Below are 26,003 nucleotides of genomic sequence, written 5' to 3'. Positions count from 1 at the left end.
GCCGCCCGCCCACCCCCCGGGGGGCGTTGGGGGGGGGGGGGGTGGGGCCCCCCCCCCCGGCCCCCCCGCCCGCCGGGGGGGGGGGCGCCCCGGGGGGCCCCCCCCCCCCCCCCCACCACCCCAGCCATCTCAGTCGAGATGTCGGACGTCCCCGAGGCCGACGACCTGACGGTTGTGGAAGAAGTCGTCTTCGCGCAACGTCGTGATGCTTCCGGCGGGCGCCCGGAAACTGACGTAACCGGCCGACTCCCTCGGCATCTTGATCCACGACGCCACCACGAACGTCAGGGAACCACCGTGCGTGACCACGATCTGGTGTGCGCACGAGCGGTTCACGATGTCGTCCACGGCGGCGTAAATGCGCTGCACCCAGGCCGCTTTGGTCTCGGCGCCCGCCACGCCCTCGTCGTGGTGCAGCCGCTCGCCGTGCGCGGGCGGTGGGACGAAGCGCCGGTCCAGCCACTCCTGTGGCCTGCCGCCGGCCTCTCCGTACGACTTCTCCCGCAGCCTTCGGTCCAGGACCGGGCGCAGGCCGAACAGTTCGCCGATCGCGTCGGCGGTCTGTCGGGTGCGCCGCAGGTCCGAGGAGAACAGTTCCACCTCGGCCCCGTCCGGGACGTGGTCCCGTAGCGCCCGCGCGATGGAACCCGCCGCACGAAGACCGGCAGGTGTCAGGCTGGAGTCGTGCCATCCACCGACGACACCTTCGACGTGGTGTGTCGCCTCCGGGTGTGTGACGACGTACAGAGTGCGCAAGAGTGACTGCCCTTCGCTGAAGTGCCATCAGAGCGGCGCGGCGACGTAACTGAGGTCCTTGGCCGTGAGCGAGGCGGGCCTCAACTTCAGCCACGTCGTGCCGCGTTCGCTCGGCTCGTCGTACAGGTAGCCCACGAACCGCTCGTCCCACTGTGCCTCGTCCGCGCCCAGATAGCGGACCAGTTTGCGGCGGCCTCGTGCCACGTCGAACGGCACGAGTTCGGCCCGCCCCCGGGCGATCACCTGTTGGACCCGACCCGTCGCGACATCGCATTCGTCCACGACGAGCGCGACCTGAGGGTCGTCCTTCACCCGGTCGAACAGCCGGGCCCACGGCCCCGTCAGTACCCAGAACGCACCGTCCTCCCACAGGAACCAGACCGGGCGAACGGTGGGGCCGCCGGTGGCGAGGCGCCCGGTGAGCGGCTGCCGCAGGAACGTGTCCACATCGAAGTCACGAGACGGGGCGCGCGAGCCGCACTCAGTCGAGCGCGACCCCGGTCAGGTCCCGGAGCGCTCGCAGGAGTTGCTCTTGGAACCGTGGGTCCCGCGCCGCTGGATGCGGGTCCTCGGTGTGCCGGTGGTACCAGTAGCCGCCGGTAGGCGGCGTGACGCCGGTGTCGGTGGCCAGCCAGGTCTGGGTGCGGTGGCCGGCCGTGAGGTCGTCGGTGGCCGCCGGGCCGCCCATGCGGGTGGGGACCCAGCCCGGGTCGACGGCATGCGTGGCCGTCCCCTCCCAGCGGTTCGCGAGGGCCAGGGTCAGCGCGGTCACCCACAGCTTGGTGTCGCTGTACGTGGCCGTGCCGTCGGTCAGCCGCGTGAGGTCGGTGGAACCGTCCCGGTGCATGGAACTGCTGAGGTAGATGAGCGTGGCCGGCTTGTCCATCAGGGCCGTCAGTACGTACGGCGCGACCGTGTTGACCGTCGCCGACTCGGGGGTGTGCATGGTGCCCGCGTTGTGGATGACCGCGTCGAAACGGCCGAACTCCGCTGCCTGCCGGGCGACTTCGGGGATCTCGCCGGTCTCGGCCAGGTCCCCGGTGACCACGCCCGCCCACCGGCCTTCCCCGGACGGCGCGGCGACGCGGGCGGGGGTGCGGGCGTGGACGACCACGTCGTGCCCGTCCCCGGCCAGCGCGTCCGCCGTCGCGTGGCCGAGGCCGGTGGAGGCTCCCGTCACCAGGATCAGGGACATGTGCGTGTACTCCGTCCGTTGGTGGTCACAGTGTTCCGTAGGTGGTCACAGCGTAAGCAGGACCTTCGTGGCCCGTCGCTCGTCCATCGCCTTGTAGCCCTCGGGGGCCTGCTCCAGCGGCAGCGTGAGGTCGAAGACCCTGCCGGGGTCGATCTCCCGGTCCCAGATCAGCTGGATCAGTTCGGGAAGGAAGCGGCGTACGGGGGCGGGTCCGCCGAGGGTGTGGATACCGGCGAAGAAGAGCTGGATGCCGGGGATCTGGACGTCGTGATTGACGCCGACGTATCCCAGGTGGCCGCCGCCGCGGGTGGCACCCACGGCCTGCATGAAGGACTCCTGCGTGCCGACCGCCTCAATGACGGAGTGCGCGCCGAGGCCGTCGGTGAGTTCCTTGATCTTCGCTACGCCCTCGTCACCCCGTTCCTCCACGATGTCGGTCGCACCGTAGTGGCGGGCAAGCTTCTGCCGCTCCGGGTGGCGGGACATCGCGATGATCCGCTCGGCGCCCAGTTGCTTGGCGGCGAGGACGGCCATGAGCCCGACCGCGCCGTCACCGACGACCGCGACGGTCTTGCCCGGTCCCGCCTCCGCCGCGACCGCCGCGAACCAGCCGGTCCCCAGCACGTCGGAGGCGGCCAGCAGGGCAGGGATCAGTTCCGGATCGGGCCGGCCCGGGGTGGCGACGAGGGTGCCGTCGGCCAGCGGGATGCGGGCCTTCTCGGCCTGCGTGCCGATCCCGCCGTGCACGAACTCGGCGTGCACGCACTTGGACTGGAACCCGGCGCGGCAGATCTCGCAGGTGTTGTCGGAGATGACGAACGAGCCGACGACGAAGTCCCCGGGCCTGACGGTCTGGACCGCGTCACCGACCTCCTCGACCACACCCACGTACTCGTGCCCCATGAGCGTACGGTCGACGGGCTCGATCCCGCGGTACGGCCACAGGTCCGAGCCGCAGATGCAGGTCGCGGTCAGCTTCACGATCGCGTCCGTGGGCTCGAGGATCTTCGGGTCCTCCCGGTCCTCCACTCGGACGTCACCGGCGTTGTGCATCACTACTCCACGCATGGTGGGTCTCCTCGTTCCGTGTTCGGTGTGTTCGGTGTGGTGGGCCTCAGGGGACGCGGTGTCCGTCCGGCCCGGAGCCGCTGACTAGGCACGCGCCTGCGCCGGGCGGCGATGGCTCCTGAAGCCCATGATGATCGCGGGGACCAGGGTCAGCGCGGCGACGGCCGTGCCGACGACGGCGGGGCCGGTCGTCCCGAGCGGGCCGTCCAGCGACAGCCCGGCCGCCCAGGATCCGACGGCCGTGCCGAGGTTGAAGGCCGCGACGGTCAGGCCGGAGGCCAGCGCCGGGGCCCGGTCGGCGTAGCGGACCGCGAGGGCGATCAGGACCGGGTTGGCGCCGAGACCGAAGAAGCCCAGCAGGGCGACCAGCACGATCGTCGCCGGGGCGGAGTCGGCCAGCAGGCAGATCGCCAGCAGCAGGAGTGTCGCCCCGGCCGGGGCGACGATGGTCACCGCGTGGGGACGGCGGTCGCCCAGTCGGCCGCCGACGAGCGACCCGGCGAGGGCGCCGAGGCCGAAGCCGACCAGGATCAGCGGTACGTATCCGGAGGCGAGGCCGGACCGACCTGTCAGCAGGGGCGTGATGTACGAGTACGCGGCCAGAACACCGCCGGTCGTGGTGGCGCAGGCGGCCAGCACCAGCCAGAGCCGTCCGGAGCGCAGCGCCGACAGCTCGGAGCGGATCGATCCGGCGTGCCGGTCCGCGCCGTCGTGCGGGACGGTGCGGGCGATCAGGACGACGGCCGCGGCGGCGAGCGCCGCCAGCGCCCAGAACGGTCCGCGCCAGCCCATGGCCTGTCCGGCGAACGCGCCCAGCGGCACTCCAACGACGTTGGCGAGCATCGCCCCGGCCCCGACGAGACCCAGGGCGCGGGCGCTCGCTGCCGGTCCCGCGGCGTTCGCGGCGGCCACGTTGGCCACGGCCCAGAAGGCGCCCGTGGCGATCGCGGTCAGGAACCGGGCCGCCAGCAGCAGCGGGAAACTGGAGCCGAGGGCGACGACGACGTGGCCCACGGCGAAGACGCCCAGGGCCAGCATCAAGGTCAACCGCTTGGGCAGCCGCAGCGTGAGCATCGCCATGAGCGGCGCGCCCACGATCATTCCGACGGCGAAGACGGTGATCAGGAGCCCGGTCCGCGCCACGCTGACCTGCAGGTCTCCCGCGATCTCGGGCAGCAGCCCGGCGACCACGAATTCGGTGGTGCCCATCAGGAACGTGCCCATCGCCAGCACGTACACGACGAGCGGGAGACGGGCGGGCGTGGACTGCTCGAAAGGACCGGGTCGCCTGTCGGCGGGGGCGTGGAGGGTTCCTCTTCGCGTACTCATGCATCAACTCCGTGGGGGTACATCTGTGGGGTGCCTGTGCGCAGCGCCTCTGTGCCGTGCTGATCCCACGAAACCGGTGTTTCCGCAGGTGGGGAAGGTCGCGTTTATAGGGGGTACAAGCTCGACCTCCCTCCGCGGCGGACCGTGGATACCGTGGAACGCATGGACGAGCGAAGCGACCAGCGCGGCGAGATCAGGGACTTTCTCGCCAGTCGACGCGCCAGGATCACCCCGGAGCAGGCCGGGCTGCCCACCAGCACCCGGCGGCGCGTGCCGGGGCTGCGGCGCGAGGAGGTCGCCGTGCTGGCGGGTGTCAGCACCGAGTGGTACACGCGGCTGGAGAAGGGCCACATCGGCGGCGTGTCCGAGGACGTGCTCGCCGCGGTCGCGCAGGCCCTGCAACTGGACGAGGACGAGCGCACCTATCTGTTCGACCTGGCCCGCGCCGCCAAGCCCGCCCACCGGGCACCGTCCCGCCGCAGGGATGTCGCCGTGCCGCCGCGCGTCCAGTGGATGCTCGACTCGATGACCATGTCCTCGGCCTTCGTACGCAACGGCCGCCAGGACGTCATCGCCCACAACGCGCTGGCCCACGCCCTGCACACACCGATGTTCGCCAGCCCCACCACCGACAAGCAGGGCCGCCCCAACATCGCCCGCTACATCTTCCTCGACCCCGGATCGCAGGACTTCTTCGTCGACTGGGACACCGCCACCGTCGCGACCACCGCCCTGCTGCGCGCCGAAGCCGGCCGCGAACCCCACGACCGGGCGCTGCGCGAACTCATCGGTGAACTGTCCACGCTCAGCCCCGAGTTCCGCTCCCAGTGGGCCGCCCACGACGTCCGCATCCGCCACGAAGGCATCAAACGGCTGCACCACCCCGACGTCGGTGACCTGGAACTCTCCTACCTCTCCCTGGATCTGCCGATGGCGAGCCGCGCGGTGCACGACCTGACGCTCTACTCGGCCGAACCCGGCACCACCTCCGAGGAACGCCTCAAGCTCCTCTCCAGCCTGGCGGCCACCCGCTCCCAAGCGGCCGCGCCGCCCCGCGCATAGTTCTCCGTCCCCCGCTTCACGCCAACACCCTCTGGGCACTTAGGAGTCAAGGGCCCACAGACGTCACATCCACCGCCGCCGAACGTTCACCTCCGCCTCACCCGAGCTCGCCACCGTGGGTCCCCCGCCAAGACCTCGACGCACCGGGAGGACCCATGACCGAGCACCCCCGCCTCACACGCCGCCACGGACTGCGCGCCGCACTCGCCGTGGCCGCGGCACTTCCCGCCGCAGCTGCCGTGACCACCGCCGCCACGCCCGCGGCCGCCGCGGCTTCGGGCCGCGGAGGACGTCTGCACGTCATGACGTTCAACCTCCGCTACGCCTCCGACACCTCGCCCCACTCCTGGGCCGACCGCCGCCCGGTGATGCGCGAGCTGCTCCGCGCGGAACGGCCGCACGTCATCGGCACCCAGGAGGGCCTGTACCACCAACTCCAGGACATCCATGCCGACTTGGGCGAGCACTACGCCTGGATCGGCACGGGCAGAGCGGGCGGCAGCCGCGACGAGTTCGCCACCGTCTTCTACGACACGCGACGCCTGCGCCCCGTCGAGTTCGACCACTTCTGGCTCTCCGACACCCCGGAGCTGATCGGCTCCAAGACCTGGGGCAACTCGGTGATCCGGATGGCCACCTGGGTGCGCTTCGCCGACCTCACCGACGGCGGCAAGGAGTTCTACGTCCTCAACAGCCACTTCGACCACCAGGTCCAGGTGTCCCGCGTGAAGTCGGCAGAGCTGATCGCCTCGCGGATCGCGGCACTCGACAAGTCCCTGCCGCTGCTGATGACCGGCGACTTCAACGTGGCCGCACACGGCAACCCGGTCTACGACCAGCTCCTCGCCATCGGCCTCAAGGACACCTGGGACGCGGCCGCCCGACGCAGCAAGCTCTACGCCACGTTCCACGGCTACAAGCCGCTCGTCCCGGACGGCGACCGCATCGACTGGATCCTCGCCACGCCGGGCGTGACCGTGCACTCCGCGTCCATCAACACGTACGAGAAGAACGGCCAGTTCCCCAGTGACCATCTGCCGGTGCAGGTGAGGCTGACGCTGGGCTGAGTCGCGGCCGACCGGACGGGCAGGCGGTTCAGCCGTTGTCAGGTGTGCTCAGGCGGGTTGATACGTGATGTCTCGATCGCCGACGCCGACGTGCCCCACTTCTTGAGGATCCGTTCGTACGTCCCGTCCTTGATCAGCTCATTGACGGCGGCCTGGAAGGCCTTGGTGAGCCGGGAGTCCTTCTTGAAGGCGAAGCCGACGTCGAGTCGGTGGAACTCGCCGAGGAAGGTGGTCCGGGAGGCGGGCTTGCTCGCCTGGTGGCGCAGGCCGTTGATGGTCGACATGATCACGTCGATGCGGCCCTGCTGGAGCGCGGTGAGGGTGGCTCCGTTGTCGGAGAAGACCTGCACGTCGTACGGCTTCTTGCCGGCCTTGGTGCAGCGTGCCTTCTCCGCGTCGAGGGTGGCCTCGAAGGTGGTGCCCGCGCCGACGCCGATGTTCCTGCCGCAGAGCTGCGCGAGGTTGGTGATCTTCTTGCCGAACGAGGTGTCACCCGTCTTGACCGCGAAGCCCTGGCCGTCGTTGATGTAGGTGACGAAGTCGATGGTCTTCAGGCGCTCGCTGGTGACACCGAAGTTGCCGGTGCCGAGGTCGTACTTGCCGCTCTCGAGGGCAGGGAGGATCGTCTCGAACGAGGCGTCCTGGCGCCGGAGTTGGATGCCGAGCACCTTGGCCGCGGCGTCGGCGAGGTCGATGTCCTGGCCCACGGGCTTCTTGCCGGTGCCGTTCGGGTAGTACGCGGCGGGCGGGCCTCCGGTCGAGCTGCCGATGCGCAGCGTGCCCTTCTTGCGGACGTCGGCGGGCAGCAGCTTGGCGGCGGATTCCACCTTGCGGACGGCGGCGACCGGGTTGCCGCTCGGCGCGGCGGCCGCCTGCGCGCCCGCCCCGGCCGCGCCGTCGGTGTCGGTGTCACCCGAGCCGCAGGCGGTCAGCGCGAGGAGCGGCAGCAGGGCGAGGGCGGCGAGCCGCGGTCGGGTTCTGGTCCCGGGCAGGTTCACGGGTCGGGAGCCTTTCAGGTGTGCGAACAGTGCCGGCCGGCGCGCGGGGCACCGGAGGCATGTCGAATGACGGCCCGTCGGCAAGCAGGGCGACGGGTCGGGGCAGGTGTGACGACGTCGAGCATCGTGAGGAGTCACGGGAAGCCGTGAGCAGTCACGAGAAGCCATGAAGGGAGGACTCGCGGCAGCGCGCGTCAGTAAGGAAAGGGCTCGGCCCGCGACGGGGTCACCGAGGGAGGGAAGGGCCGGTCAGAGGGCCCGCTGCCGCATCAGGCGCAACACGCCGCGGACCACACCCGACCGAAGTCGATGTGGTCACGCGAGACCAAGCGCTGGGCAGTCATGCGGACAATTGAGCAGTACATCGAGCTGTACGTCAAGCCGCGCCGAGCCCGTGTCCGGATGGCGGATGTCCTCGACTCGGCCGCGTCCGGGCCCTGTTGACACATCCGCGTGGCGGGCACATACGATCGACGGTGGACCGGCCCCGCAGTGCGCGGCAGCCGCTCCGGCCGCGTTGAGGGACGTGGCGCATGTGACGACGCGTTCTCACCCCTGCCCACGATTCCCTCCCCCGGAGAGCCCCGATGACCACCACGTCGTCCTACGTAGAACCCTCCCCCGCCGCGCCGCCCGAGGAGCCGACGAGCACCCCAGACCGGCCCCGGATCGTGCCGCGCCGGCACCTCGGACGCTGGGCGTCCGCCGCGGTCGCCCTGCTCGTCTTCGCGATGGTGCTGAATTCCGTGGTCCGCAACGACGCCTTCCAGTGGGAGGTGGTGGGCCACTACTTCACCACCTCCGCCGTACTCGACGGGCTGCTCCTGACGGTGTGGCTGACCGCCGCCGTGATGGTGCTCGGGTTCCTGCTCGGCACCGTCCTCGCGACGATGCGACTGTCCGCCAACCCGGTGCTTCGCACGCTGAGTTGGGGCTACGTGTGGATCTTCCGGTCCACGCCGCTCCTGGTGCAGCTGCTGTTCTGGTTCAACATCGGCACCCTGTATCCCACGCTCGGGCTCGGCATCCCGTTCGGCCCGGAGTTCGTCACGGTCAAGACGGTGAACCTGTTCGGCCCGACCCTCACCGCGCTGATCGGCCTGACGCTGCACGAGACCGCGTACGCCGCCGAGGTGGTGCGCGGCGGCATCCTCTCCGTGGACTCCGGGCAGACCCTGGCCGCCCAGGCGCTCGGGCTGAGCAGGCGCCGCACGCTGCGCCGGATCGTCGTCCCGCAGGCGATGCGCTCGATCGTGCCGACCGCGGGAAACATGCTGATCGGCACCCTGAAGGGCACGAGCATCGTCAGCGTGCTCGCCGTGCACGACCTGCTGTACTCGGCGCAGCTCATCTACAACCAGACGTACCAGGTCATTCCGCTGCTCATGGTCGCCACGCTCTGGTACATCGCGGTCACCAGCGTGCTCAGCGTGGGGCAGTACTACGTCGAGCGGCACTACGCGCGGGGCGACTCGCGGACGCTGCCGCCCACTCCGCTGCAACGGCTGCGCGGTCGACTCACCACCGTGCGCGCCTGGTTGAGCAAGGTGACGGCGGCCGACGCGCGCCCCGTGATCCGCGGCGAGCGGTGAGCTGCGCCACACCTTCCCCACTTTCCCTACCGAATTACTAGGAAATCCTTGACCGGGCCCGCTCCGGCACACAGGATGGTGCACATGTCCCGTACGCAGCAGCGACTCGTTCGTCGTCGGCATGTCGACTTTGGTCACGTCGTCAGCGCCGCGTGCTGTCGCGCGTAAGGCACCCGGCCCACAGGTCGGACCGTGCCGCTCCGCACGCCAATTCCCATGTCACCAGGGCGCGTTCACCCATTGCGCGCCGATGAGCCGACACACCAACGAGGGACAACCGCCATGACCACGGCACCGCAGACCCGGACCACGCACGCCACCGCGCCACCCTCCGACTCCCGCCACCTCAGCCTCGTCCGCGACACCCCGCAGGGCGGCGCCGGTCGGCGGACCTCCGTACCGATGGTCGGATACTTGTTGCTCGTCCCCGAGGGCACCGACCCCGCCGAGCTCTTCGCCGAGGGCAGGCCCCGGCCCGAGATCCGGCCGGTCGACCCCGCGGACGCGATCCCCGTACCGCCGCCGGCCGCCGCGCGGCCCACGGACGACGACACCATCCGTATCGACCCGGTGCGGCACGTGGCCGAGCTGGAGGGTCGTGAACTCGACCTCACCTACCTGGAGTTCGCGCTCCTCGCGCATCTCGTCAAGCGCCCTCACCACGTACTGACGCGCGAGCTGCTCGTGACCGCCGTGTGGGGCTACGACCACGTCGGTGACGGCCGCACCGTGGACGTCCACATCGCACGACTGCGCCGCAAGCTGGGCAGGGCCCACCGCGGGCGGATCGTCACCGTACGACGCGTGGGCTACAAGTACGTCCCCGAGCAGCGCCCCGACCGGCAGGAGAGCTCCGACTCCGCCCCCTGCCACCGACCTTGAGGAGATCCCCGTGATGGGCCCTGCCACCACGTCGCCCCGCACCACATCGGCCCACGACCGGACCGGCTCCGACCAGCCGTACTGGCTGCGGGTGGCCCGCGAGGTGGCGGACGATCTCGCCACGGACGCGGTCGCCAGGGAGCAGGCGGGCAAGGCCCCCGTCGACGAGGTGTCCCGGCTGCGCGAGGCGGGCCTGCTGACGCCCCCGGCGTCGACCGAGACCGACGGGGGCGGCGGCGACTGGGCCGCGGCCCTCGCGGTCGTCCGTGAGATCGCCGCGGCGGACGGCGCGATCGGTCAACTACTGGGCTGTCACTACTTCTTGGCGGGCAGCGCCCGGTTCTTCGCCGGGCCCGCGCTCGCCGCGCAGATCGAGGAGCGGTCCGCGGCCGGGCAGTGGTGCTGGGGCGGCGGTTTCGCCCGCCAGGAACCCGCGCTGACACTGACCAGGACCTCCGGCGGGCTGGTGCTCAACGGGCGGCAGGACTACACCACCGGGGTCCTGGCCGCCGACCGGCTCGCCGTCCGGGCCGTGCGGGCGGACACGGGCGCGCCGCTCGCCGTCGTGGTGGGCGCGGACCGTCCCGGAGTCGTGATCGACGCCCCCGCCGACACCTTCGGCCGGAGGCTCGCGGCCGGCGGCAGCGTGGAGTTCGACGACGTGACAGTGGCGGCCGACGAGGTGCTCGGCCCGCTCTCCGCGGACGAGGACTTCCTGCCGCCGCGCACGGCCCTCGCGTCGCCCGTCGCCCACCTCGTCTCCGTCCAGGTCCTGCTGGGTACGGCCGAGGGAACACTCGCCGAGGCCCGCGAGTACAGCAGGACGGGTCAGACACCCCTGCATCCGGCCTGGCCGGTCGGCAGCCCGCACGACCCGCAGGTGCTGACCACCTACGGGGAGCTCACCGTCCTCATCCGCTCCGCGTCGGCGCTCGCCGACCAGGCGCTGGGAGCCGTACAGGAGGCGCTGGCGCTCGGCGACGAGCTCACCTATGACGAGTACGCGGAGGTCGCCGCCCTCGTGACCATGGCGGAGTCCGCCGCGTCGCGGGCCGCCCAGGAGTCCACGACCCGGGCCCTGGACATCGTCGGCCCACGGGCCGCCTCCGGGCTCCTCGGCTTCGACCGCTTCTGGCGCAACGCCCGCACCCACACCCTGTACGAGCCTCTCGGCCACCAACTCCGCGACATCGGCGACTACTTCCTCAACGGCGCGCAGCCTCCGTTCGCCCTGCCCGCCTGAGGATTCGTGGGCCTCTCGCAGCGTCCCCGAAGTGCACTTTCTCGAAATGCGAGACTCGTACGTCCATATGATGAACACCCTCTTGGGGTGAGCGCTTCCTTCTGCCACGATCCCTATCTGTCAGGTAGGAAAACTGGGGAAGCCAGGGGGTGGCCATGCGTACGCTCAGCCGTGCGGACCTGTCGCGCCTCCTGCTGACCTCGCGCCGCCACATCGACCTCGGCCGCACGTCCAGCGCCATCTGTCGGGCCGCCTGAGCCGTCTCCGTCCACCGGGCCGCCCGAGGTCGCCCCCGGACGACGGCCCTCGGGCCGGCCTCATGCCGGCCCACGGTCCCACGGCGCCCCGCGCGCCTCCCTTGAAGCACCCATCTGAAGCAGTCATTCCCCGAGAGGACACCTCCGTGTCTGCCGCACGCCCCCGCACCACCCTGCGCACCCTCGCCGCCGTAGCAGCGCTCCCGCTCCTGCTGACCGCGTGCGGCTACGGGTCCCAGTCGAACGACAGCGGCGACCAGGCCAAGGCCGCGTCGGGCGCCAAGAAGCTCTCCGCCGACTCGGTGAAGATCGGCTACTTCCCCAACCTGACGCACGGCACCGCCCTGGTGGGCGTCCAGAAGGGCCTGCTGCAGAAGGAGCTCGGCGGCACCCAGATCAAGCCGTCGACCTTCAACGCGGGCCCCTCCGAGATCGAGGCGCTGAACGCCGGGTCCATCGACATCGGCTGGATCGGCCCCTCCCCCTCCATCAACGGCTACACCAAGTCCCAGGGCAAGTCCCTGCGGATCATCGGCGGTTCGGCCTCGGGCGGCGTCAAGCTGGTCGTCAACCCGAAGAAGATCAAGTCCCTGGACGACCTCAAGGGCAAGAAGATCGCCACGCCCCAGTTCGGCAACACGCAGGACGTCGCGTTCCTCAACTGGATCGCGGAGAAGGGCTGGAAGGTCGACGCGCAGAGCGGCAAGGGCGATGTCTCCGTCGTCCGCACGGACAACAAGATCACGCCCGACGCCTACAAGTCCGGCTCCATCGACGGCGCCTGGGTGCCCGAGCCGACCGCTTCCAAGCTCGTCTCCGAGGGCGGCAAGACCATCCTCGACGAGGCCGACCTGTGGCCCGACAAGAAGTTCGTGATCACGAACATCATCGTGTCGCAGAAGTTCCTCAAGGAGCACCCGGACGTCGTCGAGGCCGTGCTGCGCGGCTCCGTGAAGACCAACAAGTGGATCAACGCCAACCCGGAGCAGGCCAAGGCCTCCGCCAACGCGGCGCTGCAGAAGCTGTCCGGCAAGGCGCTACCGGCCGAGGTCCTCGACCCGGCCTGGAAGTCCATCGACTTCCTCGACGACCCGCTGGCCTCGACCCTCGACACCGAGGCGAAGCACGCGGTGAAGTCCGGACTCCTCGAGAAGCCCGACCTCAAGGGCATCTACGACCTGAAGCCGCTCAACAAGGTCCTCAAGGCCGAGGGCAAGGACGAGGTCGACGACGCCGGCCTCGGCGCCAAGTAACAACCCATCGGACCGGGCACGTCGACGAGTTGACGGACCCTCAGGAGGTGACGCCCATGGCCACCACGACACCCAAGTCGGCCGAGGCCGTCGAGACGGTGACACACGCAGCGCGTATCGAGCATGTCTCGAAGTCCTTCCCCGCACCGGGCACACCCGGTGGACAGCAGCTCGTCCTGGACGACATCACACTCGATGTCGCGCCGGGTGAGTTCGTCACCCTCCTGGGGGCCTCGGGCTGCGGCAAGTCCACGCTGCTCAACCTGGCCGCGGGCCTCGACCTGCCGTCCGCGGGCTCCATCGCCACGGACGGCAGGCCCGCCCTGATGTTCCAGGAGCACGCGCTGTTCCCGTGGCTGACCGCCGGCAAGAACATCGAGCTGGCGCTGAAGCTGCGCGGCGTCGCGGCGCAGGAGCGGCGCACCGAGGCGGAGCGGCTGCTCGACCTTGTGCGCCTGAGCGGCGCACACGGCAAGCGGGTGCACGAACTGTCCGGCGGCATGCGCCAGCGCGTGGCACTCGCCCGCGCACTGGCCCAGGACAGCCGGCTGCTGCTGATGGACGAGCCGTTCGCCGCGCTCGACGCGATCACCCGCGACGTGCTGCACGACGAGCTCACCCGCATCTGGCAGGAGACGGGTGTGTCGGTGCTGTTCGTGACGCACAACGTGCGCGAGGCGGTGCGCCTGGCCGAGCGCGTCGTCCTGCTGTCGTCCCGCCCCGGCCGCATCGCCCGGGAGTGGACGGTCGACCTGCCGCGACCGCGGCGCCTCGAGGACACCTCGGTCGCCGAACTGTCCGCCGAGATCACCGAAGAACTGCGTGGGGAGATCCGCCGCCATGGCCGCCACTGACCACACCGTCACCCTCGACGAGGAGGCGAAGAAGGATGGCTCCCCGGCCCCCGGCGAGCCCCGGCGCCCGAGCGATCTGGCGGGTCTGGAGGCCGGGCTCGACGCACTGACCTCGGTGCAGTCCGTCCGTACACCGCTTGGCGAGACACTGCGCCGCAAGGTGCTGCCGCCCGTCACCGCGGTCGCGGTGGTGCTGGTGGTCTGGCAGGCGCTGGTGTGGGCGGGGGTCGTCCCCGACTACAAGCTGCCCTCGCCCGCCGATGTGTGGGACGAGGTGCGCACGGCCTGGCTCCAGGGCACGCTCCTCGACTCCATCTGGACGTCCGTTTCACGCGGCCTGTTCGGTTTCCTGCTCGCCCTCGCCATCGGCACACCACTCGGCCTGCTGGTGGCCCGCGTACGGTTCGTGCGCTCGGCCATCGGCCCGATCCTGTCGGGTCTGCAGTCCCTGCCGTCGGTGGCGTGGGTGCCCCCCGCCGTGATCTGGCTGGGCCTCAACGACTCGATGATGTACGCCGTGATCCTGCTCGGCGCGGTCCCGTCCATCGCCAACGGCCTCGTCGCGGGCGTCGACCAGATCCCGCCGCTGTACCTGCGCGCCGGACGGACCCTGGGCGCGACCGGGCTGCGCGGGGCGTGGCACATCGTGATGCCGGGCGCGCTGCCCGGGTATCTCGCCGGACTGAAGCAGGGCTGGGCCTTCTCCTGGCGCTCGCTGATGGCCGCCGAGATCATCGCCTCGTCCCCGGATCTCGGTGTGGGTCTCGGCCAGTTGCTGGAGAACGGCCGCAACAACAGCAGCATGTCGCAGGTCTTCCTGGCCATCCTCCTGATCCTTCTGGTTGGCATCGCCATCGACCTGCTGATCTTCAGCCCTCTGGAGCGCCGGGTACTGAGGGGGCGGGGGCTGCTGACGCGCTGACTCCGCGAGGGATCCAGGTCGCCCCGGCACGCCGGTCATGAGGCCGGGCAGGGGAACGCATTGCTGCACGCGGGTGTTATGGGGCGGCTCGAGGTGCGCCCCGCTCCGCGGTCTGCTGATGTTTTAAGTGATCACTTGATCCCTCTCAGAAGGAGAAGTTCATGGTTCGTCGCATCGCAGCCGCCGTCGCCGTCGCCTCTGTGGCCGGGTTCCTGGCCGCCGCCCCCGCCGTCGCGGACGTGGACGGCAGCAGCCACGACAGCAGCCACGCGTACAACCACGGAGGGTTCGCGGGTGAGCAGTTCGTCAACGTCGGCGGGCACGACGGAGTCACCGTCGCGGGCTCGCAGGCCGGCGAGTACCACCTCGGCGCCTGGGAGAACCACCACGGGCACTTCGGCCTCGGCGACTGAGGCCACCCGGGGGCTCCGCCCCCTCGCATGACGCATGACGCAGGCGGTCCCGCTTCAGCGGGGCCGCCTTCGCATGTGTGCACACCTCCCCGAAGGATCCTCATAACGAAGGTGTCTTCCCCGGCGTGTCGCGCTGACACCAGGCCGCCACTCGGGACCACTGCTCGTATGAGTGAACTGAGTGACCTGATCCCCGTCGAGGCCATCCGCCTCGACGTGGCCGCCCCCGACTGGCAGTCCGCCGTGCGCACCGCCGGTGACCTGCTCGTCTCCACGGATGTCAGCACGGACACCTACACCGAGGAGATGCTCCGCAACGTCGAGGAGAACGGCCCCTACATCGTCATCGCGCCCGGCTTCGCCTTCGCGCACGCCCGACCCTCCCCCGCCGTCCGGCGTACGGGCATGTCATGGGTCCGGCTCTCGACGCCGGTGAACTTCGGGCACGAGACGAACGACCCGGTCCACCTCGTGGTGGCGCTCGCCGCCGAGGACGCCGGGGCACACACGCAGGCGATGGGCGCCCTCGCCCGCCTGCTCGCCGACCCGGACACCTCCGCGGCCCTCGACCACGCGCCGACACCGGAGGCCCTGCGGCAGATCCTCGTAGGGGACACGACACCGGAGCCGGAGTCGGAGTCGGCAGTGGCGCCGACACCGTCCGACGCCGCCCCCGAACAGTCCGGCGCCAAGGGCTCCGGCCACGGCATGCACAAGATCCTGACCGTGTGCGGCAACGGGGTCGGCACGAGCCTCTTCCTCAAGTCGACGCTGGACAAGGTGCTCGACCGCTGGAAGTGGGGCCGGTACATCACCACCGAGGCGACCGACACCATCTCCGCGAAGGGCAAGGCGTCCGAGGCGGTGGCCATCATGACGTCACGGGAGATCGCGCGGACGCTCGGCGACGTAGGGGTGCCGGTGCGGGTGATCGAGGACTTCACCAGCACCAAGGAGGTGGACGCGGCGATGCGCGACCTCTACGACGTCTGATCCCCCACCCGCACCGCTCCCCTCCCCAGGAGTCCCCATGAACACCCTCGTCGACATCGCGAAATTCATCGTCAACGAGATCCTCAGCGTCCCCGCCTATCTCATCGGCATCATCACGGCCGTCGGCCTCATCGCCCTGAAGAAGACCGCGGGCCAGGTCATCGGCGGAGCCATCAAGGCGACCCTCGGCTTTCTGCTGATCGGCGCGGGCGCGACCCTGGTCACCAACTCGCTCGCCCCGCTCGGCACGATGATCACGGGCGCCACCGGTTCGCACGGTGTCATCCCCACCAACGAGGCGATCGTCGGCATCGCGCAGGCCGAGTACGGCTCGCGCGTGGCGTGGCTGATGATCCTCGGCTTCCTCGTCAGCCTGCTGCTCGCCCGCTTCACCCCGCTCTCGTACGTCTTTCTGACCGGCCATCACATGCTGTTCATGGCAACGCTGTTGACGATGGTGATGGCCACCGCGGGTGTCACCTCATGGGTCGTGGTCGTCGCCGGCGCGGTGCTGCTCGGCATCATGCTCGTCGCGATGCCCGCCTTCGCGCATCCCTGGACCAAGCGCGTCACCGGCAACAACACCGTCGCCGTGGGGCACTTCGGGACCGCCGGGTACATCGTCTCCGGTGCCACCGGGCAGGCCGTCGGCAAGAAGAGCCGCTCGACGGAGGAGATGAACCTGCCCGAGGGCCTGCGCTTCCTGCGCGACTCGATGGTGGCCACCGCGCTGTCAATGCTGCTCATCTACATGATCATGGCCATCGTCTTCCTCGCGAAGGTCGGCAAGACGGAGGCGTTCAAGGCGTTCGCGACGGACGGCGGCACGGCCTCCACGGGTGTCGGCAACTACCTGATGTCATCGGTCAATCAGGGCCTCCAGTTCGGCATCGCCGTCGCCGTCATCCTGTTCGGTGTCCGCACGATCCTCGGCGAGCTGGTCCCCGCCTTCCAGGGCATCGCGCAGAAGGTCGTGCCCGGCGCCATCCCCGCGCTTGACGCTCCGATCGTCTTCCCCTACGCGCAGAACGCCGTGCTCGTCGGCTTCATCTGCTCGTTCGTCGGCGGCCTGGTCAGCCTCGGGCTGCTCGTCGGTGTCTTCAAGCCCGCGTTCGGCACGGCCCTCGTGCTGCCGGGGCTCGTCCCGCACTTCTTCACCGGTGGCGCGGCGGGTGTCTTCGGCAACGCGACGGGCGGGCGGCGCGGGGCGGCGCTCGGCTCGTTCCTCAACGGTGTGCTGATCACGTTCCTGCCCGCGTTCCTGCTGGGCGTCCTCGGCTCGTTCGGCTCGGCCAACACCACGTTCGGCGACGCCGACTTCGGGTGGCTAGGCCTGATCCTCGGCAACGTCGCCAAGGCGGGTGACGTCGCGGGCGTGATCCTCATGCTCGTCGTCGGCCTGCTGATCCTGGCCGGGGCCATCACATGGCAGAAGCGGGTCGTGGACACCGGCTGGGACCCGGGCGCCGAGCGCGCCGCGCTGCTGCCGCCGGAGGACCGCCCGGAGCAGCACGACGACTCCGCGGGCGGCGGGACCCCGGTCTCCCGCACGTATTCGAAGATCGCACCTCCGGCGGGCGCCCCGGTGCCGCCGCCTCCGCCGGAGGACTGACGGACGCTCCCAAGAATCGCCGAAGGCCCGCTGAATCCCAGAGGGTTCAGCGGGCCTTCGACGCCTTCGCACGGTGTGGCGGACGGTCCCGTCAGTGCGCGAAGCCCCAGTCGAGCACCTTCGTGGCGTCGCCGAAGACCTCCTTGTCGGCGCCGATGATCGCGCCGACCAGGGTGCGGTTGTCGCGCTTCGCGGCGAAGACCAGGGAGTAGCCGGCCTCTTCGCCGCTGCCGGTCTTGATGCCCAGGGCGCCGTCGTAGGTGCCGAGCAGGTCGTTGGTGGTTTCCCAGGTGTAGTACCGGGTGCGGCCGTTGGCCGCCGGGGCCTCGGCCTCGTACTTCTTCTGCTTCACCACGTCGGCGAAGACCGGCTGGAGCATGGCGCGCTGGCCGAGCTTGGCGAGGTCGCGGGCGGTGCTGCGGTTGTCGCCGTGCGAGATGCCGTCGAAGGAGTCGAAGTGGGTGCCGGTCATGCCCAGCTGCGCCGCCTCGACGTTCATCTGGTTGACGAAGTCGGCGATCCGCGCCTCCGTGGTGGACCCGGCGCCGTAGTTGTCGGCGAGGGCCATGGCGGCGTCTCCGCCGGAGGGGATCAGCATGGCGTGCAGCAACTGCCGGACGGTCAGCTTGTCGCCGGTCTGGAGGTCGGCGGTGCTTGCGCCGTTCGCCTGGACGTAGTCCCGGTACTCCTGCTTGACCGTGATCTGCCGGTCGAGCCACTCCGGATGCTTGAGCACGACCACGGCCGTCATGATCTTCGTCGTGCTGGCCATCGACACACTCTCGTCGGCCTTGGCCCCGGCCCACATCTCGCGCTCCTGGCTGCCGTCACGGGCGTCAAGGAGGTAGGCGTGGTCGGCCGCGATGTCGGGGACGTCCTGGGTGTCCGCGGCCGGCGTACCGTCGGTCTGTTCGGCGGTGTGCGTTGCGGCCGGCGTGGCGGCCTGGGCGATGCCACCGGCGGTGATCGGGAGGACGGCCCCGAAGAGCGCGACCGTCGCGAATCTCGCTCCGGTCTTGTGCAGCCGGTTGGGTCGGGCATGGGAACCCATGGAACGCCCCCTCCTTCCGGCGAATGACCGCCGGTTCGTCATGGTAAATCGTTGCATCACGAACCTACTTGCCCACGGGCCCTTGACGTCAAGATCGCCATGTCATAACCGGGTAACAGGCCCGACCCGCGTGAAGGTGGTGTGCAGACAACCGGTCGATCCCGTGACTCCATCGATGTGTACGCACGCTCAACGAGCGCATCAGGCAATGGACTTGGGACCGATCGGCTCACTCGTCACTCGGCATCGAAGGTTCGGCGTGCGCGTTCGATCTCGGGCATGTGGTCGGTGGCCCACTCGAGCAGTACGTCGATCGGGCGACGGAGTGTCTTGCCGAGGGGCGTGATCCGGTACTCGACGGCGACCGGTCGGGAGCTGAGCAGCTCGCGCTCGATGATGCCGTTGCGCTCGAGCCGACGGAGGGTCGCGGTGAGCGATTTCTGTGCCACCGCGGGGATGGCGCGGCGCAGTTCGTTGAACCGGCGGGGCCGTTCGCAGAGTTCGTTGAGGACGCTCAGCGACCACTTGTCCAACACCTGGTCGAGGAGCTCCCGGTGCGGGGCGGTGACGCGGAGTTCATCGTCGGGGGTGGGGGCGGTATCCATGCCGAAACCTGGTCTCGTTGAAGTGTCCTTCGTGTACCAGGTATCAACGGTATACCTGCGAGTCGCTCGACTTCGGGCACGAGACATGAGCCATTGAGCCATGTGACACGAGGAGCCCTTGATGTCCGTTCACCGTTTCACCCCCGCCGGCATGCTGCAGCCCACCCCCTACCACCACGTCGCCGTCGCGACCGGCACGCGCCATGTGTACGTGAGCGGTCAGATCGCCCGCACCCCGGACGGGACCCAGGTCGCACCGGGTGACCTGGCGGGCCAAGTCGCCCACGCGCTGCGCAACACCGCGACCGGGCTCGCCGGGGCGGGCGCGACGTTCGACGACGTGGTGCGGCTGACGTTCTACGTCGTACGGTGGGCGCCGGAGAAGATCGACGCGTTCATGGCCGGGGTCGGCCAGGTGGCCGAGGAATTGGGCCTGGGCGACCGACTCCCCCCGGCCTCGCTGATCGGGGTCGACCACCTCTTCGAGCCCGACGTACTCGTCGAGGTCGAGGCGACGGCGGTTCTCGACTGAGAGCCGCACCCTTCGCAAAAGTATGTGCGTATCCCATAGACAACGCCCCGCCACCTGGTTACGTTCACCGACGGTCGACAACGATGTCAGAGTGGCCCGATCGAGGAGCGAACGTCGATGGTGACACGAAGAACCGTCCTGCGGACCGGCGGAGCGGCCCTGGCCGCCGGGGCCTTCGGGATCTCCCTGCCGAACCCGGCCGCGGCGGCAGCGTCCGCCGAACGCGCAGCGCCCGCCCGCCTGTTGCCGTCCTTCGGTCGCCCGAACCGGCTCGACGTCGCGCACGTCGGCGACCTGAACGGCTACGACCAGCTGCTGTTGACGACCCTTCAAGGAACCGTGAACCGGAGCGGCCCCCGCCTCTACTTCACCTTCGACGACGGCACGGCCGACCGACGGTGGCTGTCGAGCACCGGGGCGTCCGTCAGCCAGCACGACAACGCCCTTGATCTCGTGCGCCGTTACCGTGACCGGGTGCGCGGTGCCGTCCTCGTCGACCCCGACGTGCCAGACTCCGTGAACGTCGCCACCACGCTCGCGGGGCTCAAGAACGGGGTGGCCGCGACCGCGGAGCAGGCGCGCGACCACGGCCTGAAGACCCTGGTGGACCTGCGCGGCCGCTTCGACGCGGACGACGTCCTTGCCACCTACCGCTGGCAGCTCGACAAGCTCTTCCCGCACTGCGACCACGCCCTGCTGTCCGGCCTGCCGCCGACCCGGACCGTGAGCGTGAGCGGGGTCAAGTGGCGGGAGGTGGCACGGGAGAGCGAGCGGATCCGGGACACCTCCAACCGGAAGTCCCGCACGCTCGACCTCAGCCCCGAACTGGGCGGCGACAACGATGTCTACCTCCGCTTCCAGGACTCCTTCGGCGACGACGGCTGGGGCGCCTCGGTCGGCTCCGTCAAGGTCACGGCGGACGGCAAGGAGCTCGCGTCCTTCACGCCGGGCACGGACGGCGAGAAGCCGTATCTGTTCGACGGCCTGAACTCCTCGCTCGGCGACAAGGCGAACCGCTTCGCCGACGGCGGAGGCTACTTCGTCTACCACTTCAAGGCACCTGCCGGGACTGGGAAGTTGACCGTCGACGTCGACCTCTGGAACCAGTACCTGGTGACCGCGACCGCCACCGCTCCCACCCGCGTCGAGCCCTTCCCGTACTTCCGGGACTACGTGGTGGCGAGCCGGGCCATGGTGCTGTGGCTGCCGCCGTCCGGCGACACGGGCAAGCTGCTCGACGAGGTGCTGGCCGAGCTGGCGCCCACCACCCCGTACGCCGGATGGTTCCCCAACGACGTGGCCGGCGAGTGGGGTGGCGTGGACCGTGCCTCGCAGCACGGTGTGCCGGTCGTCGCCGCCGACTTCTACATGAACGGCACCGTGCACGCCGGTGTCCCCGCGAAGGTCTCCGGCCGTGTGCCGAAGCGGCCCAAGGCCGAGCTGCGCAACCGCGTGTATGTCACGTTCACCGTCGGCGAGGGCGACAACATCCAGTACTGCCAGCGCCGCATGCGCGACATCTGGGACGACCCCAAGCGCGGCGACGTACCCGTCAACTGGACCGTCACCCCGCTGCTCGCCGACATCGGCCCCGCCCAACTCGCGTACTACCAGAAGACCGCCACCGAAAACGACCTGCTCATCTGCGGTCCTTCCGGCGCCGGTTACACCTATCCGGGCTCGTGGCCGAAGGCGGCGCTGGACGCGTACACCGAGCTGACCGGGCGTTATCTGCGGCGCACCGGCATGGATCTCGTCTACGCGTACAACCCGCGCAACGCGGACAACGACGGCTGGGTGCCGTTCGACGAGAGTGTCATGGCGTCCTTCCGGAAGAACACGCCGCTGCGGGGTGTCATCCAGTCCTGGGAGACCGGTGATCTGCAGGCCCGCCCGGCCGGTATGCCGGTGATCGGCAACTTCTACCCGCAGGGAAAGGGCGCCGACTTCCGGGACGCGCTGCTGCACCACATCGAGGGCCGCGATCCGGACAAGCCGATGTTCATCGCCGCGGCCATCAACGCGTGGAGCTGGACGCCGAGCGACATCGCGGAACTGGCGAAGTTGCTGGACGACCCGTTCGAGGTCGTGCGCGGCGATGTGTTCTTCGAACTGCTCGACCGCAGCTACGAGTAGGAAGGCCTCGACGGCGAGTCGGCCGGGCGGGTGCTCCCTGCCCGGCACGTGTGCACCCGCGCGGCCGGTCAGTCGGACAGCGGCCTGTCGTCCATGTGCGCGCCGTAGAAGTCGGCCTGGCGCTCCATGACCGCCCGCATCGGGGTGCCGCGCGGCACCCCGTACACGGTGCCGGGGAAGTCCAGGCCCTGCTGTTCCTCCCACAGCTCGTCGTGCCGGTCCGGGGAGAACAGCCGGGCCGGGTCACCGGCCGCGATCCAGCCGATGGGCACGACGGTGTCCGGGCTCAGCCGGGAGTTGACGTGGAGCACGCTGTTGATCCGCAGTTCCGAGCGTGTCCCCGCCACCGAGCCGGGGAACATCGACACCCCGGTGGCCGCGAACACCTCGTCCTCGACGCGCGCCCCGTTGATGTGCGCGTGCGGCCCGATCAACACGGAGTCGCCCAGCACGGCGGGGTGTTGCGCCCTGCCCCGGACCAGGGCGTTCTCCATGACCACGACGTCCCGGCCGGTGCGCACCTCGCCGTCCTCCGCGGTGAGGACGGCTCCGTGCAGGACACGTGCGCGTTCGCCCAGGACGACCGCGCCGCACAGCACGGCCGACGGAGCGACGTAGGCGGAGTCGGGGACGACGGGGCGTTTTCCACGGTGCTCGATCAGCATGCCCACGGAGCCTAGGGCCTGTCGTCAAACCCCGTCGTCAGGCCCCGGCGGCGCGGTGGACGCTGACCGCGTAGCCGCCGTCGTCGTACGGCGCGGCGTCCCACGTGGCGAACCGGTCCACCAGGGCCAGTCCGGCCGCCTCGCAGCAGGCGTCGTACTCCGGGAGGGTGATCGTGGGCGGCACCGGCAGGTGGGCCGCGTCCAGGCCGAAGCCCGCGACCAGCAGTCCGCCCGGGCGCAGGGCTCCGGCCAGGCGCTTCACGACGGTGGCCTCGGTTCCGGGCGTGAGCAGCGGCAGGACGTTGCCCGCGGCGACCACGAGATCGAAGTCCGCGGTGATGCCGAGCGCGGCCGGGTCGAACTCGGCGAGGTCGGTCCGGAACCAGGGCAGTTGCGGCGCCCGCTCCCGCGCCACGTCGAGCATGGAGTCGTCCCGGTCGATGCCCACGCAGTCGTACCCGAGCTCCGCGAGCCGGATCATCACCCGTCCGGTGCCGCACCCGGCGTCGAGCACGCGGGCCCCCGCGGGCACGAGGGCCGCGCAGAACGACGCCTCTCCGTGCATGTCCTTTCCGCTGCGCGCGAGCGCCTCGAAGCGGGCGGCGTACTCGCCCCCGGACTTCCCACCGGTCAGTTCCTGCCAACGACTCATGAGATCGACTATAGGTCGCCTTGTCGCCCGGTTATGTCTGGGCCTCGGCGCCGCCCTCGCTCGCCGGAAGGCGCAGGACACACGCCGTGAGCAGGGCGAGGAAGGTGAACCCGGCCGAGATCCACAGCGCCTGTTCGATGCCGCCGAGCGTGCCGGATCCGGCAGCCGGGGCGACGAGTGCGATGCCGACCGAGGAGCCGATGCCGAAGCAGGCCGCGTTGATGCCGGGGACCGCGCCGGGGGCGTCCTTCGGTGGCAGGTCGTGTCCTGGGGCAGCCGGCCGCTGTTCGCCGCCAAGTACCTCTACCCGGCGGGCGCCCCGCTGCTCCACGTCCGCCAGCGCCGCTGACCTCCCGCGGCCCGCCGCGTCACGTGGCCACCGCCCCCGGCGCACAGTCCGCCGCGATCTCGTCCAGCAGGTCGATCAGCGCGTGCAGCGCCGGGTTCGGGTCGCCCGCGCGCCACGCCAGGGCGAGCGGCAGCGGCGGGATGTCGCGGGCCGGGATGAGGACGACGCCGGGGACCTTGAGGTGGCTGGCGGAGGACGGCACGAAGCCGATGCCCACGCCGGCGCCGACCAGCGTCAGGATCGTGTGCGTGTCGGGCGCCTCCTGCACGATGCGCGGGCTCGAACCGTGGGCCAGATAGGCGCTGTGGATGAGGGCCACGATGCCCGCGCCCCGGTTGGTGGGGTGGCTGACGACGGGCTCGTCCTGGATGTCGTCCATGCCGATCTCCGCGCGCGTGGCGAGTCGGTGGCCGGCCGGGAGGGCCACCACGATGCCGTGCCGGGTCAGTTCGCGGGCCTGGATGCCGGTGCCCGCGACCGGCAGTCGCATCAGTCCCGCGTCGATCTCGTCGTCGGTGAGCAGGGTGACCAACTCGCCTCCGTACACAGGGCCGTTGATCTCCAGGCGTACGCGCGGGCGGTGTTCGCGGAACTTCCGGGTCATCAGGATCAGCACCTCGTGGGAGGTGGGCCCGCTGAACCCGAGGCGCACCACCCCGGTCTGTCCGCTCGCGGCCCGGCGCGCGGCGAGCGGCGCCTCCTGCACGGCCCGCAGCGCCTGCCGGGCCTCCGTCAGGAACGCCTCCCCCGCCGCCGTGAGCGCCACCTGCCGCGTCGTGCGGCGCAACAGCGCGACGCCGACCTCGTGCTCCAGGCGTTTGATCTGCTGGGACAGCGGCGGCTGCGACATCCGCAGACGCTCCGCCGCCCGCCGGAAGTTGAGCTCCTCGGCGACCGTCACGAACGACCGCAGATGACGCAATTCCACATGAACTCCCGGTCGGTTCCGGCCCGTTGGACATACCCGGTGCCGGGTGTGTCCGCGCAGGTCAACAGTGATTGTGTCGCGCAGCCGAATCAACGGTAGGCAAATTTGGTGTTAGACGAAACCAGTCGGCAGCCATAGCTTCCCTGTGAGCGCGATCACGTTGATTCCCCACGGAGTTCCCCTGCCCACGCCCGGACGACGACGTCCGCGGCCCACCGGAAGGACGGGACGAGATGCCGAGCAGACGGCTTCCCGCAGAGGAGAAGATGGCCCGCAGGGCGGGCTGGGCCTCCTATCTCGGCTCGACGATCGAGTGGTACGACTTCTACGTCTACGGCACCGCCTCCGCACTGGTGTTCGCCCCACTGTTCTTCGCCGACGTGCCCCCGACGGTCGGCGTGCTGCTCTCCTTCATCACCTTCTGGGTCGGCTTCCTGGCCCGACCGCTCGGCGCCATCCTCTTCGGCCACCTCGGCGACCGCCTCGGCCGCAAGAAGGCGCTCGTCGCCACGCTGCTTTTGATGGGTGTCAGCACGGTCGGCATCGGGTGTCTTCCGACGTACGGGCAGATCGGTGTGGCCGCGCCGGTCCTGCTCACCGTGTTCCGTACCGTGCAGGGCATCGCGCTCGGCGGTGAGTGGGGCGGCTCGGTCCTGATCACCACCGAACACGCCAAGAAGGAACGCGGGTTCCTGTTCGCGGCCTTCGCCCAGCAGGGCTCGCCCACCGGCCGCATCCTGGCCACCCTCTCCTTCCTCGCCGTCGGGCGGCTCTCCGACGAGGCACTCCTCGCGTGGGCCTGGCGGATCCCGTTCCTGGCCTCCGCCCTGCTGGTGATCATCGGCCTGGTGATCCGGCTCAGCCTGGAGGAGTCCCCGGCGATGGTGTCCCTGCGGGCCGCCGACCAGACCGTGAAGGTGCCGGTCGTCACCCTGTTCCGGGAGCACTCCAAGCTGCTGTTGCTCGGTGTCGGCGCCGCGTTCACCGTCTTCGCGATCGTCTACGCCCGTGACACCTTCGCCCTGTCCTGGGCGACGGGCGAGGTCGGCATGGGCCGGCAGGACTTTCTCACCGTCATCCTGGTCGCGAGCATCGTGCAGTTCTTCGTGCAGCCGCTCGGCGCCGTGCTGGCCACCCGCTGGGGTGTCCGCAAGGCCGTCACCGTCATCCTGGCCTGCCAGATTCCCACGATCCCGGTCATGTTCGCCCTGATCGGCACCGGGAGCTTCCCGCTCGCCGTGACCGGCGCGGTCCTCGCGACCATCCCGGACGTCATGTACTACGCGATCGTCGCGGGCATGTTCGCCCAGGCCTTCCCCGCCAAGGTCCGCTACACCGGCATCTCCACGGCGTACGGGCTCGCGGGCGTGCTCGGCGGCCTGGCACCGGTGATCCTTCAGTCGCTGCTGTCCGCCTCCGGGACGATCGTGCTTCCGGTCCTCTTCGTGGTCGTCCTCGGCGCGATCTCGCTCGCCGCGGCCCGTGCTTTCCTCACCCTGTCGGCCAGAACCGTCGACAAGGAGCAGCAGACCGAGACCTCGCCCGCCGCCGCCAACTGACCTTCCCCTGCTCGTACTTCGTGTCTCGCA

27 protein-coding genes are annotated in these 26,003 nt (G+C 70.2%); 15 read left to right on the top strand and 12 right to left on the bottom strand.

Going from position 1 to position 26,003, the window contains the following annotated elements:
• Positions 1 to 129: 129 nt before the first annotated feature.
• The 5 genes from ACYSUO_RS08890 to ACYSUO_RS08870 all read right to left on the bottom strand — a co-directional run bounded on the left by ACYSUO_RS08890 (position 130) and on the right by ACYSUO_RS08870 (position 4,348).
• Complete coding sequence (locus ACYSUO_RS08890; protein WP_461775497.1) at positions 130 to 756, bottom strand: histidine phosphatase family protein; 627 nt, start codon at positions 754 to 756, stop codon at positions 130 to 132.
• A 27-nt stretch (positions 757 to 783) separates the two neighbouring features.
• Entirely contained in the window at positions 784 to 1,203 is a 420-nt protein-coding gene (locus ACYSUO_RS08885; RefSeq protein ID WP_461775496.1) for a pyridoxamine 5'-phosphate oxidase family protein, read from the bottom strand.
• 34 nt (positions 1,204 to 1,237) lie between these two features.
• Complete coding sequence (locus ACYSUO_RS08880; RefSeq protein ID WP_461775495.1) at positions 1,238 to 1,951, bottom strand: SDR family NAD(P)-dependent oxidoreductase; 714 nt, start codon at positions 1,949 to 1,951, stop codon at positions 1,238 to 1,240.
• A gap of 45 nt (positions 1,952 to 1,996) precedes the next feature.
• Entirely contained in the window at positions 1,997 to 3,019 is a 1,023-nt protein-coding gene (locus ACYSUO_RS08875; RefSeq protein WP_461775494.1) for a zinc-dependent alcohol dehydrogenase family protein, read from the bottom strand.
• A gap of 84 nt (positions 3,020 to 3,103) precedes the next feature.
• Positions 3,104 to 4,348, bottom strand: coding sequence for an MFS transporter (locus ACYSUO_RS08870; RefSeq protein WP_461775493.1), 1,245 nt, complete (start codon positions 4,346 to 4,348; stop codon positions 3,104 to 3,106).
• 162 nt (positions 4,349 to 4,510) lie between these two features.
• Here ACYSUO_RS08870 and ACYSUO_RS08865 point away from each other — a divergent pair, with 162 nt between their 5' ends.
• Both ACYSUO_RS08865 and ACYSUO_RS08860 read left to right on the top strand, forming a co-directional pair.
• Positions 4,511 to 5,410 (top strand): helix-turn-helix transcriptional regulator, encoded by a 900-nt coding sequence (locus ACYSUO_RS08865; RefSeq protein ID WP_461775492.1) that lies wholly within the window; start codon positions 4,511 to 4,513, stop codon positions 5,408 to 5,410.
• Positions 5,411 to 5,565: 155 nt separating this feature from the next.
• Positions 5,566 to 6,477: an endonuclease/exonuclease/phosphatase family protein gene (locus tag ACYSUO_RS08860; protein WP_461775491.1), complete on the top strand. Its 912-nt coding sequence runs from the start codon at positions 5,566 to 5,568 to the stop codon at positions 6,475 to 6,477.
• A 38-nt stretch (positions 6,478 to 6,515) separates the two neighbouring features.
• On the opposite strand, the gene ACYSUO_RS08855 is transcribed toward ACYSUO_RS08860, so the two are convergent.
• Positions 6,516 to 7,475: an ABC transporter substrate-binding protein gene (locus tag ACYSUO_RS08855; RefSeq protein WP_461775490.1), complete on the bottom strand. Its 960-nt coding sequence runs from the start codon at positions 7,473 to 7,475 to the stop codon at positions 6,516 to 6,518.
• 587 nt (positions 7,476 to 8,062) lie between these two features.
• Between ACYSUO_RS08855 and ACYSUO_RS08850 the strand changes: the two genes are divergently transcribed.
• The 10 genes from ACYSUO_RS08850 (at position 8,063) to ACYSUO_RS08805 (ending at position 17,496) form a co-directional block, all read left to right on the top strand.
• Positions 8,063 to 9,067: an amino acid ABC transporter permease gene (locus tag ACYSUO_RS08850; RefSeq protein WP_461775489.1), complete on the top strand. Its 1,005-nt coding sequence runs from the start codon at positions 8,063 to 8,065 to the stop codon at positions 9,065 to 9,067.
• Between the two features lie 282 nt (positions 9,068 to 9,349).
• Positions 9,350 to 9,949: a winged helix-turn-helix domain-containing protein gene (locus tag ACYSUO_RS08845; RefSeq protein WP_461775488.1), complete on the top strand. Its 600-nt coding sequence runs from the start codon at positions 9,350 to 9,352 to the stop codon at positions 9,947 to 9,949.
• 13 nt (positions 9,950 to 9,962) lie between these two features.
• Complete coding sequence (locus tag ACYSUO_RS08840) at positions 9,963 to 11,192, top strand: acyl-CoA dehydrogenase family protein (protein ID WP_461775487.1); 1,230 nt, start codon at positions 9,963 to 9,965, stop codon at positions 11,190 to 11,192.
• Between the two features lie 155 nt (positions 11,193 to 11,347).
• A complete protein-coding gene (locus ACYSUO_RS08835; protein ID WP_323179740.1) occupies positions 11,348 to 11,449 on the top strand; it encodes a putative leader peptide in 102 nt (33 codons plus the stop codon).
• A gap of 146 nt (positions 11,450 to 11,595) precedes the next feature.
• Entirely contained in the window at positions 11,596 to 12,702 is a 1,107-nt protein-coding gene (locus ACYSUO_RS08830) for an aliphatic sulfonate ABC transporter substrate-binding protein (protein WP_461775486.1), read from the top strand.
• Positions 12,703 to 12,758: 56 nt separating this feature from the next.
• Positions 12,759 to 13,556 (top strand): ABC transporter ATP-binding protein, encoded by a 798-nt coding sequence (locus ACYSUO_RS08825; RefSeq protein ID WP_267067672.1) that lies wholly within the window; start codon positions 12,759 to 12,761, stop codon positions 13,554 to 13,556.
• Entirely contained in the window at positions 13,543 to 14,478 is a 936-nt protein-coding gene (locus ACYSUO_RS08820; RefSeq protein ID WP_461775485.1) for an ABC transporter permease, read from the top strand. The genes ACYSUO_RS08825 and ACYSUO_RS08820 overlap by 14 nt, the downstream gene beginning before the upstream one ends.
• A 161-nt stretch (positions 14,479 to 14,639) precedes the next feature.
• Positions 14,640 to 14,891 (top strand): hypothetical protein, encoded by a 252-nt coding sequence (locus ACYSUO_RS08815; RefSeq protein WP_461775484.1) that lies wholly within the window; start codon positions 14,640 to 14,642, stop codon positions 14,889 to 14,891.
• 168 nt (positions 14,892 to 15,059) lie between these two features.
• Positions 15,060 to 15,884 (top strand): PTS sugar transporter subunit IIA, encoded by an 825-nt coding sequence (locus ACYSUO_RS08810; protein WP_461775483.1) that lies wholly within the window; start codon positions 15,060 to 15,062, stop codon positions 15,882 to 15,884.
• 37 nt (positions 15,885 to 15,921) lie between these two features.
• The gene (locus ACYSUO_RS08805) at positions 15,922 to 17,496 is read left to right on the top strand and encodes a PTS ascorbate transporter subunit IIC (RefSeq protein WP_461775482.1); all 1,575 of its coding nucleotides are present in this window, start codon (positions 15,922 to 15,924) and stop codon (positions 17,494 to 17,496) included.
• 91 nt (positions 17,497 to 17,587) lie between these two features.
• Here the strand turns inward: ACYSUO_RS08805 and ACYSUO_RS08800 are convergent, their stop codons facing one another.
• Positions 17,588 to 18,547, bottom strand: a complete 960-nt coding sequence (locus ACYSUO_RS08800) for a D-alanyl-D-alanine carboxypeptidase family protein (protein ID WP_461775481.1) — start codon at positions 18,545 to 18,547, stop codon at positions 17,588 to 17,590.
• Positions 18,548 to 18,783: 236 nt separating this feature from the next.
• On the bottom strand, positions 18,784 to 19,152 hold the full coding sequence (locus tag ACYSUO_RS08795) for a winged helix-turn-helix transcriptional regulator (RefSeq protein ID WP_461775480.1): 369 nt from the start codon (positions 19,150 to 19,152) through the stop codon (positions 18,784 to 18,786).
• A gap of 121 nt (positions 19,153 to 19,273) precedes the next feature.
• On the opposite strand from ACYSUO_RS08795, the gene ACYSUO_RS08790 reads away from it, so the two are divergent.
• Both ACYSUO_RS08790 and ACYSUO_RS08785 read left to right on the top strand, forming a co-directional pair.
• A complete protein-coding gene (locus ACYSUO_RS08790) occupies positions 19,274 to 19,684 on the top strand; it encodes a RidA family protein (protein WP_461775479.1) in 411 nt (136 codons plus the stop codon).
• Positions 19,685 to 19,801: 117 nt separating this feature from the next.
• Complete coding sequence (locus ACYSUO_RS08785; RefSeq protein WP_461775478.1) at positions 19,802 to 21,820, top strand: GxGYxYP domain-containing protein; 2,019 nt, start codon at positions 19,802 to 19,804, stop codon at positions 21,818 to 21,820.
• 68 nt (positions 21,821 to 21,888) lie between these two features.
• Here ACYSUO_RS08785 and ACYSUO_RS08780 read toward each other — a convergent pair whose 3' ends face one another.
• From ACYSUO_RS08780 to ACYSUO_RS08765, 4 genes are read right to left on the bottom strand one after another with little or no spacing between them, the layout of a single operon-like run.
• Positions 21,889 to 22,485, bottom strand: a complete 597-nt coding sequence (locus tag ACYSUO_RS08780) for a gamma carbonic anhydrase family protein (protein WP_461775477.1) — start codon at positions 22,483 to 22,485, stop codon at positions 21,889 to 21,891.
• 37 nt (positions 22,486 to 22,522) lie between these two features.
• Entirely contained in the window at positions 22,523 to 23,137 is a 615-nt protein-coding gene (locus tag ACYSUO_RS08775) for a class I SAM-dependent methyltransferase (protein WP_461775476.1), read from the bottom strand.
• 31 nt (positions 23,138 to 23,168) lie between these two features.
• The gene (locus ACYSUO_RS08770) at positions 23,169 to 23,468 is read right to left on the bottom strand and encodes a hypothetical protein (protein WP_461775475.1); all 300 of its coding nucleotides are present in this window, start codon (positions 23,466 to 23,468) and stop codon (positions 23,169 to 23,171) included.
• Positions 23,469 to 23,505: 37 nt separating this feature from the next.
• Positions 23,506 to 24,414 carry a LysR substrate-binding domain-containing protein gene (locus ACYSUO_RS08765; RefSeq protein WP_461775474.1) on the bottom strand — a complete coding sequence of 303 codons (909 nt, stop codon included), beginning with the start codon at positions 24,412 to 24,414 and terminating at the stop codon, positions 23,506 to 23,508.
• A gap of 233 nt (positions 24,415 to 24,647) precedes the next feature.
• On the opposite strand from ACYSUO_RS08765, the gene ACYSUO_RS08760 reads away from it, so the two are divergent.
• Complete coding sequence (locus ACYSUO_RS08760; RefSeq protein WP_461775473.1) at positions 24,648 to 25,973, top strand: MFS transporter; 1,326 nt, start codon at positions 24,648 to 24,650, stop codon at positions 25,971 to 25,973.
• The last annotated feature ends 30 nt before the right edge of the window (positions 25,974 to 26,003 follow it).

The sequence above is a fragment of the Streptomyces sp. UC4497 genome, from assembly GCF_054871485.1.
This window is presented reverse-complemented; position numbering and strand designations above follow the sequence as displayed.

Bases quoted from the DNA above. Each gene is read 5' to 3' on its own strand.
- ACYSUO_RS08880 (WP_461775495.1), bottom strand. From the start codon at position 1,951: ATGTCCCTGATCCTGGTGACGGGAGCCTCCACCGGCCTCGGCCACGCG.
- ACYSUO_RS08875 (WP_461775494.1), bottom strand. From the start codon at position 3,019: ATGCGTGGAGTAGTGATGCACAACGCCGGTGACGTCCGAGTGGAGGAC.
- ACYSUO_RS08870 (WP_461775493.1), bottom strand. From the start codon at position 4,348: ATGAGTACGCGAAGAGGAACCCTCCACGCCCCCGCCGACAGGCGACCC.
- ACYSUO_RS08865 (WP_461775492.1), top strand. From the start codon at position 4,511: ATGGACGAGCGAAGCGACCAGCGCGGCGAGATCAGGGACTTTCTCGCC.
- ACYSUO_RS08860 (WP_461775491.1), top strand. From the start codon at position 5,566: ATGACCGAGCACCCCCGCCTCACACGCCGCCACGGACTGCGCGCCGCA.
- ACYSUO_RS08850 (WP_461775489.1), top strand. From the start codon at position 8,063: ATGACCACCACGTCGTCCTACGTAGAACCCTCCCCCGCCGCGCCGCCC.
- ACYSUO_RS08845 (WP_461775488.1), top strand. From the start codon at position 9,350: ATGACCACGGCACCGCAGACCCGGACCACGCACGCCACCGCGCCACCC.
- ACYSUO_RS08840 (WP_461775487.1), top strand. From the start codon at position 9,963: ATGGGCCCTGCCACCACGTCGCCCCGCACCACATCGGCCCACGACCGG.
- ACYSUO_RS08835 (WP_323179740.1), top strand. From the start codon at position 11,348: ATGCGTACGCTCAGCCGTGCGGACCTGTCGCGCCTCCTGCTGACCTCG.
- ACYSUO_RS08825 (WP_267067672.1), top strand. From the start codon at position 12,759: ATGGCCACCACGACACCCAAGTCGGCCGAGGCCGTCGAGACGGTGACA.
- ACYSUO_RS08820 (WP_461775485.1), top strand. From the start codon at position 13,543: ATGGCCGCCACTGACCACACCGTCACCCTCGACGAGGAGGCGAAGAAG.
- ACYSUO_RS08815 (WP_461775484.1), top strand. From the start codon at position 14,640: ATGGTTCGTCGCATCGCAGCCGCCGTCGCCGTCGCCTCTGTGGCCGGG.
- ACYSUO_RS08810 (WP_461775483.1), top strand. From the start codon at position 15,060: ATGAGTGAACTGAGTGACCTGATCCCCGTCGAGGCCATCCGCCTCGAC.
- ACYSUO_RS08805 (WP_461775482.1), top strand. From the start codon at position 15,922: ATGAACACCCTCGTCGACATCGCGAAATTCATCGTCAACGAGATCCTC.
- ACYSUO_RS08800 (WP_461775481.1), bottom strand. From the start codon at position 18,547: ATGGGTTCCCATGCCCGACCCAACCGGCTGCACAAGACCGGAGCGAGA.
- ACYSUO_RS08795 (WP_461775480.1), bottom strand. From the start codon at position 19,152: ATGGATACCGCCCCCACCCCCGACGATGAACTCCGCGTCACCGCCCCG.
- ACYSUO_RS08790 (WP_461775479.1), top strand. From the start codon at position 19,274: ATGTCCGTTCACCGTTTCACCCCCGCCGGCATGCTGCAGCCCACCCCC.
- ACYSUO_RS08785 (WP_461775478.1), top strand. From the start codon at position 19,802: ATGGTGACACGAAGAACCGTCCTGCGGACCGGCGGAGCGGCCCTGGCC.
- ACYSUO_RS08780 (WP_461775477.1), bottom strand. From the start codon at position 22,485: ATGCTGATCGAGCACCGTGGAAAACGCCCCGTCGTCCCCGACTCCGCC.
- ACYSUO_RS08775 (WP_461775476.1), bottom strand. From the start codon at position 23,137: ATGAGTCGTTGGCAGGAACTGACCGGTGGGAAGTCCGGGGGCGAGTAC.
- ACYSUO_RS08760 (WP_461775473.1), top strand. From the start codon at position 24,648: ATGCCGAGCAGACGGCTTCCCGCAGAGGAGAAGATGGCCCGCAGGGCG.